Source organism: Advenella sp. S44 (assembly GCF_002810445.1).
GTDB lineage: Bacteria > Pseudomonadota > Gammaproteobacteria > Burkholderiales > Burkholderiaceae_B > Advenella.
In genome coordinates, this window is the sequence record NZ_NEXS01000008.1 from 181,609 (window position 1) to 195,114 (window position 13,506).

Consider the following 13,506-nt stretch of genomic DNA (forward strand, 5'->3'; position numbering starts at 1 on the left):
GACATTCGGTCAAACCAGCTAAACAGGAGCGTTCAATGAATATCTCTGCCGCACCCTCTTCTTCCTCTTCCCTATCATCCTCAAGCAATACCAGCCGCGCTGTTAAAATCATTGTAGACAGCAATAAGGCTTCCCATATTGACGCCACCGGCAACTGTTATGTCAATCCTCATGATTGCGCCATACAGTGCGCGCCAGATTCAAGCGCCTACATATTCGATATCGAATTTTTGCAGCAATTGCGCCGGCACATCCGCAAGGCTGGACGCTTCGAACTGGATGCCACGCCGCTTAGCCAGGATTTGAAAAACGTAGCCACCTCGCTGCTGAACATCCTGCAAAAGAACGTAACGCGCCGTTAAGCGATACCTGGTTAAACGACACGCGATTCATTGATACACGATTCATTGATACGTGGTTAATGATAGGTCGGTTAATGTTAGACTCTAAGTACATTATTATCTTTATACAAGGATAGATTTATGTACAAGCTCAATGACCACGGTCGCGAATCGCTCAACACCTTTCTGGATGCCGTTGCCAAAACAGGAACAGCCCGTGATGCCTTCATGGTTCGCGCCGAAGAAATTGCGAATCAATCTTTTGCGGTAGACCAGAATGCGGTGATGGACATTCAGGGACCCGATACTCAAAGCGGCGACGCCGAGTCCTTGCAACTGCTCAAAAGCTGGTTTGATGAGGTCTGATGCGGGCGCGGCGCTTATGCGCTTTTACCTGGCACGTCCGCGAAAGCGGTAGTTGAGTTTTTCCATTACAAAAGAAGATTCAACAGAAACGCCGCCATCCCCCGATTATGGGGCAGAACCCGCCATTGCCGGGCATAACCTTCTGTCGCTCCCGTGGACTTTCTCCCTGAAATAGATGATGTAGCCACGTGCACTCGCAGGTGCGCGCTCCATACGGAACAGACACAAAAAAGGGCTTACGATAAACTCGTAAACCCTTGATGCGTATTGATCATTGACCTTCGGATTGGTGGGTGCTACAGGGGTCGAACCTGTGACCTACGCCTTGTAAGGGCGCCGCTCTACCAACTGAGCTAAGCACCCGTCGATCAACTAAGCATTAGATTATAAGGATGTCCGAAAGAGAAAGCAAGTATTTTTTACACCACATACTCTTTTTTGTGGAAAAGCGACATCACAGCCACAATAATCTGTCCCACGATCAGCCCGACGACAAAATGAGCTAGCAACGTAATGACAAAAGCCAGGATGCCCTTACCGTTTCCAGGCAACACCGACTGTAGCCAATGCTCGGCACCAGGAATGCCGTGCAGGATGATACTGCCGCCTACCAGGAACATCGCGAGCGTTCCAACAATGGACAGCAGTTTCATTAAATACGGAGCGAGCCAGATAATGCCCTGCCCTGCGCTTTTGGCCATGTTGCTTGCGCAACCCGACAGATAAAGGCCAAGATCGTCAAGCTTGACAATACCGGCAACCAGTCCGTATACAAAGACGGTAAGTAGCACGGCAATCGCACTGAGAATGATCACCTGGGTCAGAATGGGTTCGCTGGAGACCACGCCCAGCGAGATGACAATAATTTCCGCAGACAGAATAAAATCGGTTCGAATCGCACCGCTTATTTTCGTTTTTTCGTTAATCACAACCGGCCTGTCCGATGCCGTTGCTGTTTGGTCGTCCTTGTGAAAAAACATATGCATCACCTTCTCTGCGCCTTCATACGCGAGAAACGCGCCACCGAGCATGAGCAAGGGCAGAATCAGCCACGGGATGAAATAGCTGATCAGCAGTGCTGCCGGCACGAGAATCACTTTATTGATCAGCGATCCTTTGGCGACCGCCCAAACTACTGGTAACTCCCGATCCGGATTAACGCCGGTGACCTGTTGTGCATTCAATGCCAGGTCATCGCCCAGCACGCCCGAGGTTTTTTTCATTGCGGCTTTACCCAAGACGGCAACATCATCGAATGTCGCGGCGGATCCTTTGACCGCTGCCTTGCTCATCAGCGCCACATCGTCCAGCACACTTGCAATATCGTCCAGTAACGCCAATAAGCTTGCTGCGGCCATTACGTTCCCCATTGAAGCTTGCGAAGCCGATGCTCATGCCATTGCCTGATATCGCTCGACATTGCCAATGCAATCTAAGCGAATCATACTTGAGACTGATAAAAATAATAAAGACATTTTTTGACGAATCGTCGTTTTGCCATTGCCGGACTGCCACATCCGCTCCCGCCGTGCCGAAACCCGCTCCTGCACGACTCATATTCGCTCGTGCGCTACTCATACTCGGCCCAGCACGACCTAAATCCACTCCAGCGCTACTGACGCTGGCGCGCTTGAATTGACAATTAGGCCGCGACCGCGCACATACAAAAAGCCGGCCGCTTCTTCAAGCAACCGGCTTTTTGTATGGTGATGACCGACCTGCTGTCGTAAAACAACGGCGATCAGCTGTCTAATAAGAATTAGTTGACAGCATCTTTCAGTGCCTTGCCTGGACGGAACTTAGGCACTTTGGCTTTCTTGATTTTGATGGCTTCGCCAGTACGTGGATTACGACCAGTACGAGCAGCGCGAGTGGAAACGGCAAAAGTGCCGAAGCCAACCAGTGTCACGGTACCGCCTTTTTTCAGCTGTTGTTTAACAGCAGCGATAACGGCGTCAAGAGAGCGACCTGCAGCAGCTTTAGAGATATCTGCTTTGGTAGCGATGTATTCAACGAGTTCTGTTTTGTTCATTCAGACAACCCCAAGTGAGTAAATTATGATGGTTAATTCATCCGGAATATAATCGCCTCTAAATCAATGGCTGTCAAGAAAAAAACCTAGCAACAGCCGCATATCTATTAGCTTTTTAACAAATTTCAATCAAAACTGAAATATTGTGTTTTTTTTCATACACCCCGGTACCGTGAAAAATCCGATTAGGCGTGGGCTACTTTTCCATGCAACGATCCAGCGCCTGCGCAAAATCGTTGATCAGATCCGCTTCATCCTCAATGCCTACCGAGATCCGCAACAGGTTGTCGCCTATCCCCATTTGCGCGCGGCGCTCTGCACCCATTTCATAATAAATGGTATGCGCCACGGGCAGCGAAAGGGTTCGCGAGTCTCCCAAATGCGTTGCCAGTATAACAACCTCCAGCAGATTCAGAAAATCAAAACAGTCGATTCTGTCGATCAACTCCACGCCCAGCAGCGCGCCGTAACGGCCGCCGAAAAGCCTGGTGGCCCGTTCATGCTGCGGATGATCAGCCAGCCCGGGATAACGCACGCTGGCAATGCCGGGATGAGATTGCAGGAATTTGGCCAGCGCCCAGGCATTGGAACACGCCTGATTCATCCGCAAGGCAAGGGTTTCAGTGCCAACGGCGATTTTATGGGCCGCCTCGGCGGACAAGGTACCACCCATATCGCGCAGCCCTTTCTTCTTGATCTGCGTCAACCCCCAACTGTCAGGACTGCCCTTCTTGTAATCATCGTAAATATTTGCAAATGTCGACCAATCATACAGGCCAGTGTTGGTGACAGCACCGCCCAGGGCGTTTCCATGGCCGCAAATATATTTGGATAAGGAGTTCATAACCAAGGCGGCATGTACATCGCGACCTTTAAGCAGATACGGCGTAGTCAGCGTGTTGTCAACAACATACACGAGATTGTGGTTGCGACACAGCAGCCCGATGCTCTCCAGATCGGCGATCTGGGTGCCCGGGTTAGCAATCGTTTCCACAAATACCATGCGGGTTTCCGGCCGGATGGCCGACTTGACGCTGCCTGCATCGGAAGGATCGACAAATGTGATATCGATCCCGAATTGCGTTAGCGTTCCCAGCAAGCTATTGGTGTTGCCAAAGATGTAGCTGCTGGATATCAGGTGGTCGCCCTTGCGCAATAGCGTCAGGAATATGGCACTGAGCGCGGCCATGCCGGTGGCAAACGTGACGGTTGCCTTGCCCTGCTCCAGTAAGGTGATTTTATTTTCGAGTGCCGCCGTCGTCGGTGTGCCCTGACGCGCATAGGTGTAGCCCGGCTTGCCCTGAAACACCGCCGCCAGCTCGCGCGCGTCATCATAGGCGTACTCGGTCGAAACGTGAATGGGCTTGTGGATAGCGCCGTGCTCTATCCGGTCACGCCTGTCGGCATGCAAAACACTTGTGGTCAGCTGTTTATCCTTCATATTGCATCTCTGATAAAAATTACTTTCTCTGACGAACCGTCTCAAACAGACAGACCGCACTGGCAACACTTACATTCAGGCTCTCGACCGAGCCCAACATCGGGATCCGGACCAGTTGATCGCACGTTTCACGGGTCAACCGTCTGAGACCTTCACCTTCCGCACCCATTACCCATGCCACCGCCTGCCTGGCATCAACGCCATGCATATCGGTGCCGGCCTCATCATCGGTCCCCACCAGCCAGATATCCCGCTGCTTGAGCGCGCGCATGGTTCTGGCCAGATTCGTCACCATAATGTAAGGCACTGTGTCGGCAGCGCCGCAGGCGACCCGCTGTACCGTCGCATTGAGCCCGACGGCGCGGTCCTTGGGCGCGATCACGGCGTGCACGCCGGCCGCATCGGCCGTGCGCAGGCAAGCACCCAGGTTGTGCGGATCGGTGACACCATCCAGTATCAGCAAATGCGCCGGTTCGGTAATCACATCAAGCACATCATCTACCGTCACAGCCAGCTGTTTGGGATCTGCGACGGCGACCACGCCCTGATGGCGCACGCCCCTGGCCAAGCCTTCGAGTCGGTCCGGCGCAACCGGTATCACTTTGATTTCATGTTGCTTGGCCAGATCGACCAGGCTTTGCATTCGCTTGTCACTGCGCGAGGCTTCAATATAAATTTCCCGGATGGAATCGGACGCATGACGCATTCTTGCGGTCACGGCATGGAATCCTGCCAGGATCTGACGGCTAGACATAATAGGTTCCTGAACTGTATATACGATCCGCCCGACGCCTTATCCTCAAGGGGACTGCCACATCGGGCGCATGATGTCCGGGTCGCTGATACCGTAATCGGTCAGCGACGGCGGGACGTTTTTTTGCCGGCGGACTTGACCGCCTTTTTGCCGGCTTTTTTTGCCGCAGCACGTTGCTCGTTGGCCTGCTGTTCGCGGCTCTTGACCCCGGCAGGCTTTGGCTTGGCCGCCCGTTTGGGTTGTCGCGGCGGTGTATCCTGGCGTCGGGCTTCTTTTCGCAATGAATCGTAGGTGATGCCTTTGACCAAGGCAAACTCAATGCGCCGCGCCTCCAGGTCCACACGGGTGACCTGCACCTGCACGCTGTCTGTCAGTCGGTATTTCTTGCCGGTACGTTCGCCGCGCAATTCGTTCAGGCTTTCGTTGAACTGGAAATAATCGGTGCCCAGCTCGGACACGTGCACCAGGCCTTCGACATAAAGCGTATCCAGTGTAATGAACAGGCCAAAGGAAGTGACCCCCGTCACCTTGCCGCTGTAGACTTCGCCCACATGTTCGCGCACAAACCAGCATTTGAGCCAGGCTTCAACATCGCGCGAGGCGTCGTCGGCACGACGTTCATAGGCCGACAGGACAACGCCCAGTTTCTCCCACAGCGCATGCTCATGCTGCTGGCGCGATTCGCCTTCCACCCAGGCGACGCCCGCCGTTTCAGGAACGTAGGCGCGCTTGGCCAGGATTGCCTTGATAACCCGATGGGTCAACAGGTCTGGATAACGCCGGATCGGTGACGTAAAGTGCGTATAGCTAGGGTAAGCCAGGCCAAAGTGACCGGCATCGTCGGGACTATAGATGGCCTGCTGCATGGAACGCAGCGCCATCGACTGGACAATTTGAAAGTCGGGACGGGGCCGCGCCGAATCCAGCAATGCGGCATAGTCCTTGCCGCTGGGTTCATCGCCGCCGCCCAGGGACAGGCCCAGTGTGCGCAGATACTCGCGCAGGTTTTTCAGTTTTTCCGGTGTCGGGCCTTCGTGCACGCGATACAGGCCATGACGCTTGTTAGCCTTCATAAATTCAGCCGCGCAGGTATTGGCGGCAAGCATGCATTCTTCGATCAGCTTATGGGCATCGTTGCGCACGTGCGGGACGATCTGCTCGATCTTGCCAAGCTCGTTGCTGATGATTTTGGTTTCGATCGTGTCAAAATCCATCGCGCCGCGTCGCTTGCGGGTGCTCTCGAGCAGTTGATACAGCGTGTAAAGGTCCTGGATATGCGGCAAGACGTGCTTGAGCGCACGCGCCGTCGGTCCGTCAATCTGCTGCAGCGAGGTCCAGATCTGGGTATAGGTCGTGCGTTCATGCGAATGGATGACGGCGTTGTAGAACTGATAGGCAGCCACCGTGCCCGCCTTTGCGCCGGTGGCCGGGATCACCATGTCGCATACCAGTACCAGCCTGTCGACCTGCGGATTGAGCGAACATAAGCCGTTGGATAGTTTCTCGGGCAGCATGGGGATCACTCGCCGTGGAAAATACACACTGGTGCCACGCGCCAGCGCATCGGTATCGAGCGCATCTTCAGGCTGAACATAATGACTGACATCGGCAATCGCCACCAGCAGGCGCCATCCCTTGCGACGCCGTTGTTCGGTACCCATATTGACCGGCTCACAGTACACGGCATCGTCAAAATCGCGCGCGTCCTCTCCGTCAATCGTGATAAACGGCACATCGCGCAAATCCACGCGGCCATTCATGTCCCGCTGCGTCACAGTCTCAGGCAGTGCGTCGGCCTGGGCCAGTGTCGCCTCGGAAAAGCCCACGGGCACGTCAAATTTGCGTACCGCGATTTCAATTTCCATACCCGGGTCGTCGATTTCGCCAAGCACTTCAATAATGCGTCCTAGCGGCTGGGTATGACGGGTTGGCTGCTGCACGATCTCGACCGTGACAACCTGCCCGTGCTGGGCGCCGCCAATATCCGATGCGGGCACCAGGATATCGTGCTTGATGCGCTGATCTTCGGGCGCAACCACATAAATGCCCTGCTCCTGCAGCAGGCGACCGACGAGCCGGTTTGTGCTTCGTTCCAGCACCTCGACAATCGTGCCCTCGGGCTTGCCGCGATACTCTCCGGTAGGCTTGACCTGCACCCGATCTCCGTGCAGCACTTTCAGCATTTCGCGCGCAGACAAAAACAGATCCTGACCGCCATCTTCCGGAATCAGAAAGCCAAAGCCATCACGATGTCCCTGAACACGACCAATCACGTAGTCTTTGGGCTTGGTCGTGACCTGCCAGCCTTGTGCCGTATTGTCTAGCTGCCCGTCACGCTGCATCGCGGTCAGGCGTTTTTCCAGGCCGTCGACACCCGCTTGCCGGGTCAGATTGAAGTGATTGATAAGCTGCTGCAGCGCTAAAGGCTTGTCGGCGCCACGCAGCAAATTGAGGATATTTTCCCGCGAAGGGACGTCCGGATCATAATCCTGACGGGGCTCGGGCAGCGGCAGCGACGACTGCTGGGTATTAGCTGATTTTTTTCTCGTTGCCATGCGTAGTTTCTTTAAAATTGGAAGATTTGCACACCGGCCCGCGTGGGGGCGTTGCGCTTTAGGTTATCACCATTCTATTACATTAATCCGGCGTCTTTGTGCAAATACCGGTCAATGACCGATAACACAAAACAATCGCAACATCGCTGTCTGCCGCTGTATCACGCCCAGAAGCGCTGCATCAGGAATCGGATGACCATGACAAAACAGACCACCACAATCAGCGGGCGGATCAGGCGGGAACCGTGTTTGACGGCGACCAGCGAACCGGACACCGAACCCACGACCTGGCCGCAGATCATGACCGCCCCCACAAGCCACAGGACTTGTCCGCCCACGACGAAAACCGCTACCGAGGCCACATTGCTGGCAAAGTTAAAAAGTCGTGCTGCTCCCGAGGCCTTGACGATGTGCATGCCGCGTAGCGTGATATTGGCCAGGGAAAAGAAGGAACCAGTGCCCGGACCAAAAAAACCGTCATAAAAGCCAATAGCCGGCACGACGCCGAAGTCAAAAGGCTTTTGACCAACACGCGCCGCCCTTTCGGTTTGACCGGCCGATGGCGTAAACAAAAAATACAGGCCAATGGCCAGCAGCACAATGGGGACCAGGAAATCAAGCACACTGGGGTCGATCATCTGGATCAGTGCGGTGCCAAGACACGCACCGGCAAACGACATGAGGGCGGCCACACGCAACTGGCGTAAATTGATGACGCCCCTGCGCATCATTGTCAACGAAGAAGTGAAGGGTGCCAATACTGCCTTGCAGCTTGTTGGTAGCCAACACATTAAGGACAGGAAAACCCATGAGCATCATGACCGGGATGACGATAAGCCCGCCGCCTCCGGCCAGCGCATCGACAAAACCAGCCAGCATGGCCACAAAAAACAGAATGAGAACAACATTCCAGCCCAGCTCTACTTCCATCTTGCATATCCCGTCCACCCTTGTTCGTACACACCGGACTGGCGGGGATGGAACATGATCAGGCCGGCGTCTGAAACTATACCGGAAAACGCGCTCATCCAATGTAAAATGTGCGCAACACTTTTGACGGGACGCGCCGGCGAGCACCGTGTTGCCCGCCTGCCTGCCGTTTTTTTCAACTTGCCTGCTTCAAGCCAGGCATTTACCAGGAACTTGCCGTATGTCCGGTTATATGATGGTCAAACATTCTCACATGACACTCGCCGTTCTGAGTCTGTTGTTTTTTATCTTGCGCGCAGGCTGGGCGATCTCGGGTTCGGGGCTGCTGACCCGACCCTTCGTTCGCATCGCCCCCCATGTCATTGATACCTTGCTGGTGGCCTGTGGCCTCTACCTGGTATTTTTTATCGGCATGCAGCCGTTCGTTGTAGCCAAGCTGATCGGACTGGTACTGTATATCGTGCTGGGTACAATGGCCATCAAACGCGCACCCACTGCGCGACAGCGAGCCGTGTACGCCGTGCTTGCCGTGCTAACGTTTGCCTATATCATGGGTGCAGCCATCCGGCATAGTCCCTGGTCCTGGTTCAGTGCCACGCTGGGCACCTGAGCCGATCCAGACAATTGCAAAACCGATAGGCAGCCTTGAAAGTCACACGTTCAGAGCAGTGAATGGACGCAGTGCTTGAATTGGCTGGCGTGGATTGGATAACGAAGACAGGGCCGGCATGAGCGGCCGGCGGCCCTTCTGGATCGTGAAGGCGGTCTAGCCTAATTGCAGGCTCATCGTACGATGCGGGATACCTGCATCCATGTAAACATCGCCTTCAGCCACGAAACCGTAACGCGCATAAAACCCCAGCGCGTGAACCTGGGCGCTCAGAACCACCTCTGCGTCGCCCCGCTCGCGCGCGGCCTGGATCAGCCGCTGTAGCACCTGCCCGCCAAGGCCGGTGCCTCTTGCCATTTTGCGCACCGCCATGCGGCCGATATGCCCGTCGGGCAGCAACCGTCCAGTGGCAACAGGCGTCTGGTTCGCATCATAGGCAACGGCGTGAATGCATTGCACATCCATCTCGTCCATTTCCAGCTCCGGGGGCACCTGCTGCTCGATCACGAACACTTCGTGGCGGATAATGTACGCATGATCGCTGAGTAAATCCCAATTGCCGACCCGCAGGACAGGGGTTCCTGCATCGGGGACCTCTTTTGGCTCATTGTGTTCTTGCGATGTCATCATTAGCTCCAAAATCAGGACTGCGCCGGCGCCGTGTCTATCGGCTTACTGTACCAAGTGCCATCACCATTCAAGTGCAGCAGATGCGTGTGCTGAGGGATCAGCGTACTGCGATGGCCGACACTGATCAGTTTCAGATCGGGCAACCGCTCGTGAACCAGGCGGTACATGGCGTCTTCCAGGCCCTCGTCCATGGCCGAAGTGGCTTCATCAATGAATGCAGCGCAAGGCGCGGCCAGCAGCAAACGGGCAAAGGCAACCCGCTGCTGCTCACCCAGGGACAACGTATGCGACCAGCTAACCGTTTCCTCTATTCGCGGCTGCAGGTGAGCCAGATGGACATCCAGCAGCGCCTGGCGACCTTTTTCCAGGCCATCCGCAGGCACGGCATGCGGATAATAAAGCGCTTCGAGCAGCGTTCCTTCCGGTACATAAGGTTTTTGCGACAGGAACAGAATATCGTCTTGCGGACGGACAATCCTGCCGCTGGAGTACGGCCAAAGGCCTGCTACCGCACGCAAAATAGTGGTTTTGCCTGAACCCGAGGGGCCCTGCAATAGCCATGACTGGCCTTTTTCCACGCGCATATCAAGATCGTTGACCAGTTCCTGACCCAGCGGCGTGCGAATGCTCACGCCCTCCAGCAGGACGGTTTCTCCCTCTTGCTTGACGTCAGGCAATGGCAGAGAATCGGCGTTTTCAATATTGGTCAGAAAACCGTGCAAACGGTTCAGCGTGGCGCGGTAACCAGCGAAGGTATCGTAGGCGTTACGAAAGAACGACAAATTATCATGCAGCGTGCCAAAGGCCTGGGCACTCTGGGTCATCGCGCCAAGCGTAATCTGCTCAGAAAAAAACCGCGGCGCCTGAATAATAAACGGAAAAATGACCGCCGTCTGCGAAACAAAAAAGTTAAACCCCTGGAATTTGACGCTGCGATGCACAATCGCCCATACATTGCTGATAATCTGCCGAAAACGGCCCATCAGCTTGCCCATTTCAATCCTTTCGCCTTTGTAGAACGCAATGCTCTCGGCGTACTCTCTGACGCGCACCAGGGAATACCGATAATCCGCGTTGAACTTTTCGTCAAGAAAGTTCAGCAGGATGAGCGGGCGCCCAATGCGAAACGCAAACACGGTGGCGATTAGGATATAGATAAACAGGGCAAAGACCATCCCGCGCGGAATGGTGACGCCCGCCAGCGTGATATCGCCGGATAGCGTCCACAGGATAATAGTAAAGGCCACAGCCGAGACCAGCGAACTGACCACGCCCAGGCAAAGATCCAGCGACACCGTCACAAAACTGGTAATGTCCTGCTGAATCCGCTGATCCGGGTTATCGGCCGGCGTGCTCAGGTAATGGGAACGGTAGTAGCTGGTATGCGTAAGCCATTTGGTCAGGAAGACGTTATTGAGCGATTCGCGCCAGTTGATGGTAAACGCCTGCTGCAGATAAAAGGTGACCAGGGATCGCACAATATGAATGGCCGCCAGGATGGTAAACACCCCCATCTGTATCCAGAAATTGGGCTCATCCAGCTTCTGCAGCGCGGTATACATGCTGTTATACCAATTGGAAAATAGCACGCTGACACGCACGCCCGACAGGCTGAGCAGCAAAATGACGCTGAACATGAGAATGGGTCGTATAGAGCGCCGGGGGTTGAAATAATCGCCGGCCAGCTTCCAGAATTGTCGGCCCCAATGGGTATAGCGGGTCAGCAGCCAGCCGGCCACAACAATAGCCAAAAACGAAATAACGTACGCCTGTATAAGCCAGAAGGCGCTGTCTCTTAATTCCTGACCCCAGTCCATTCACACTCCTGTATCCTGGTTCGTGCACCACAGTGCGCAACCATTGAGCGCAGCATTCTGCAAAAAAGAGTCACTTTACCTTAACTGGCGGGGATACTGTCAATCTGTCAGTACATTAATGTAATAATTGTCACGCTGGCAGCGGCCCGAAACCCTGCAGATTTTATCTGCTACTATTTAAGGATCTCAATAACTGGAGCCCCTTAATGGAGCTGTTGCTTGACCCAAATATATGGGTAGGCTTGATCACGCTGATTGTATTGGAACTGGTGCTAGGCATAGACAACCTTGTCTTTATTGCCATCCTGGTAGATAAACTCCCACCCAGGCAACGTGACAAAGCTCGCATTACGGGACTGGCGCTTGCGCTGATCATGCGACTGCTGTTGCTATCGGTCATGTCGTGGCTCATTAAACTGACAGCGCCGCTGTTTTCCATATACACGCTGTCGTTCTCCGGGCGTGACCTGATTCTGATTGCCGGCGGCTTTTTCCTGCTCTTTAAGGGCACGCTGGAATTGCACGAACGGCTTGAAGGCAAAGCCCGGCCCTCCTCCGGCCCGCGCGTGTATGCCAGCTTTGGCGTGATCGTCACTCAGATTATCGCCCTGGACGCCATTTTTTCTCTCGATTCTATTATTACCGCCGTCGGTATGGTCGATCACCTGCCCGTCATGTTTGCCGCGGTGATCATTGCAATGGCCGTCATGCTGGTGGCGTCCAAGCCTTTGACCAGTTTTGTCAACCAACATCCGACTGTGGTGGTGCTGTGTCTGGGCTTTCTGCTGATGATTGGCTTTTCGCTGCTGGCAGAAGGGTTTGGCGCCAAAGTGCCTAAGGGATATTTGTACGCCGCTATTGGCTTCTCGGTCATGATCGAAATATTCAACCAGATCGCGCGCCACAGCCTCAAGCGCTCAGAAGCCACCCGCCCCATGCGTGAGCGCACGGCCGAAGGGATTCTGCGCATGCTGGGCAAACGTCCACCCGACGAAGCGCATATGGAAAACCCCAGCATGGAAGCCGAATTGCCTGTGGTATTCGAAGACGAAGAACGCTATATGGTCAGCGGCGTGCTCACGCTTGCCGATCGCAGCATCCATTCGATCATGACACCCCGTTCGGATATTTCATGGATCAATATCGACGATGATATTGAAAAAATACGTGATGAAATCATCAACACGCCCCATACCTTCTTTCCGATTTGTCGCGGGGCGCTGGACGAGATCATCGGCGTCGGACGGGCACGCGACCTGATTGCAGACATCCTGACCGAACGCCGGATCAACGTCAAAAAACTGCGCAAGCCGCTGGTTGTGCCCGAATCCATCAATATCCTGACGCTGATACAAACGCTTAAGGAAAGCCGTGGCCAGCTGGTGGTTATTACTGACGAGTTCGGCGCGATCGAGGGCCTGGTCACCCCCATGGATGTGTTCGAAGCCATTGCCGGGGAGTTCCCCGATGAAGATGAAACGCCCGATATTGTGGAACTGGGAGAGGGTCGCTGGATGATCGACGGTGCAGCCGACCTGCGTCATCTGGAACAGATCCTGAACATCGATGGCCTATACGACGACAATGAAGAAACAGCCACACTGGCCGGTTATCTGTTGCGGCAGTTTGACCGGCTTGCCGAACCGGGCGATGTCTTCGAGCTGGACCGTGGTCCAATCAAAACCATATTCAAGGTGGTGGCTCTGGACGGCCGGCGCATTGGCCAGGTCAGCGTGGAGCAGCATCGTGAAAGAGATCCCGAGGAAATGCTCGATGCCTAGGCTTGGTACAGGCCGCGGTGGCTGTCGACGTTAGCCAATTGTTTTATAAACTTATTACCCGATATACCAGGCCCGCTGCTGCGGGCCTTAACTTTTTGCGCGCTCATCTCCCATCACAAATGAAATAAACTCAGGAGACGCGCCTTGTCTGGAGTGGCCGCAGGATTTGTCCTGCATTCGTTGCGCGCAATTTATTTATTGCGGCGTCCTTTATATTGTTCAGACGCATATCATTATCAGAATTTAATC

At 54.5% G+C, this 13,506-nt stretch carries 13 protein-coding genes and 1 tRNA gene; 4 read left to right on the top strand and 10 right to left on the bottom strand.

Annotation, left to right across the window (positions count from 1 at the left end):
* The first annotated feature begins 35 nt into the window (after positions 1-35).
* Together CAP48_RS13715 and CAP48_RS13720 are read left to right on the top strand one after the other, a co-directional pair.
* Positions 36-362, top strand: coding sequence for a hypothetical protein (locus CAP48_RS13715; protein WP_100697649.1), 327 nt, complete (start codon positions 36-38; stop codon positions 360-362).
* Positions 363-482: 120 nt separating this feature from the next.
* Entirely contained in the window at positions 483-707 is a 225-nt protein-coding gene (locus CAP48_RS13720) for a hypothetical protein (RefSeq protein WP_100697651.1), read from the top strand.
* Between the two features lie 287 nt (positions 708-994).
* On the opposite strand, the gene CAP48_RS13725 is transcribed toward CAP48_RS13720, so the two are convergent.
* The 8 genes from CAP48_RS13725 to CAP48_RS20490 all read right to left on the bottom strand — a co-directional run bounded on the left by CAP48_RS13725 (position 995) and on the right by CAP48_RS20490 (position 8,419).
* Positions 995-1,070: transfer RNA gene (locus tag CAP48_RS13725), tRNA-Val, on the bottom strand.
* A 56-nt stretch (positions 1,071-1,126) separates the two neighbouring features.
* The gene (locus CAP48_RS13730; RefSeq protein ID WP_100697653.1) at positions 1,127-2,065 is read right to left on the bottom strand and encodes a DUF808 domain-containing protein; all 939 of its coding nucleotides are present in this window, start codon (positions 2,063-2,065) and stop codon (positions 1,127-1,129) included.
* A gap of 401 nt (positions 2,066-2,466) precedes the next feature.
* Complete coding sequence (locus tag CAP48_RS13735) at positions 2,467-2,739, bottom strand: HU family DNA-binding protein (RefSeq protein ID WP_014751147.1); 273 nt, start codon at positions 2,737-2,739, stop codon at positions 2,467-2,469.
* Positions 2,740-2,935: 196 nt separating this feature from the next.
* Positions 2,936-4,180, bottom strand: coding sequence for a cystathionine gamma-synthase family protein (locus CAP48_RS13740; protein WP_100697655.1), 1,245 nt, complete (start codon positions 4,178-4,180; stop codon positions 2,936-2,938).
* A gap of 19 nt (positions 4,181-4,199) precedes the next feature.
* A complete protein-coding gene (rlmB, locus tag CAP48_RS13745) occupies positions 4,200-4,934 on the bottom strand; it encodes a 23S rRNA (guanosine(2251)-2'-O)-methyltransferase RlmB (RefSeq protein ID WP_100697657.1) in 735 nt (244 codons plus the stop codon).
* Positions 4,935-5,035: 101 nt separating this feature from the next.
* Positions 5,036-7,489 carry a ribonuclease R gene (gene rnr, locus CAP48_RS13750; RefSeq protein ID WP_100697659.1) on the bottom strand — a complete coding sequence of 818 codons (2,454 nt, stop codon included), beginning with the start codon at positions 7,487-7,489 and terminating at the stop codon, positions 5,036-5,038.
* Between the two features lie 161 nt (positions 7,490-7,650).
* Positions 7,651-8,220: a TSUP family transporter gene (locus CAP48_RS13755; protein WP_369806356.1), complete on the bottom strand. Its 570-nt coding sequence runs from the start codon at positions 8,218-8,220 to the stop codon at positions 7,651-7,653.
* Positions 8,105-8,419 carry a TSUP family transporter gene (locus tag CAP48_RS20490; protein ID WP_242444497.1) on the bottom strand — a complete coding sequence of 105 codons (315 nt, stop codon included), beginning with the start codon at positions 8,417-8,419 and terminating at the stop codon, positions 8,105-8,107. Before CAP48_RS20490 ends, CAP48_RS13755 begins: the two co-directional genes overlap by 116 nt.
* A gap of 220 nt (positions 8,420-8,639) precedes the next feature.
* On the opposite strand from CAP48_RS20490, the gene CAP48_RS13760 reads away from it, so the two are divergent.
* The gene (locus CAP48_RS13760; RefSeq protein ID WP_100697661.1) at positions 8,640-9,029 is read left to right on the top strand and encodes a SirB2 family protein; all 390 of its coding nucleotides are present in this window, start codon (positions 8,640-8,642) and stop codon (positions 9,027-9,029) included.
* Positions 9,030-9,185: 156 nt separating this feature from the next.
* On the opposite strand, the gene CAP48_RS13765 is transcribed toward CAP48_RS13760, so the two are convergent.
* Together CAP48_RS13765 and CAP48_RS13770 are read right to left on the bottom strand one after the other, a co-directional pair.
* Entirely contained in the window at positions 9,186-9,659 is a 474-nt protein-coding gene (locus tag CAP48_RS13765) for a GNAT family N-acetyltransferase (RefSeq protein WP_242444490.1), read from the bottom strand.
* Positions 9,660-9,670: 11 nt separating this feature from the next.
* A complete protein-coding gene (locus CAP48_RS13770; protein ID WP_100697665.1) occupies positions 9,671-11,476 on the bottom strand; it encodes an ABC transporter ATP-binding protein/permease in 1,806 nt (601 codons plus the stop codon).
* A gap of 206 nt (positions 11,477-11,682) precedes the next feature.
* Here CAP48_RS13770 and CAP48_RS13775 point away from each other — a divergent pair, with 206 nt between their 5' ends.
* Positions 11,683-13,257 carry a TerC family protein gene (locus tag CAP48_RS13775; protein ID WP_100697667.1) on the top strand — a complete coding sequence of 525 codons (1,575 nt, stop codon included), beginning with the start codon at positions 11,683-11,685 and terminating at the stop codon, positions 13,255-13,257.
* Positions 13,258-13,506: the final 249 nt, after the last annotated feature.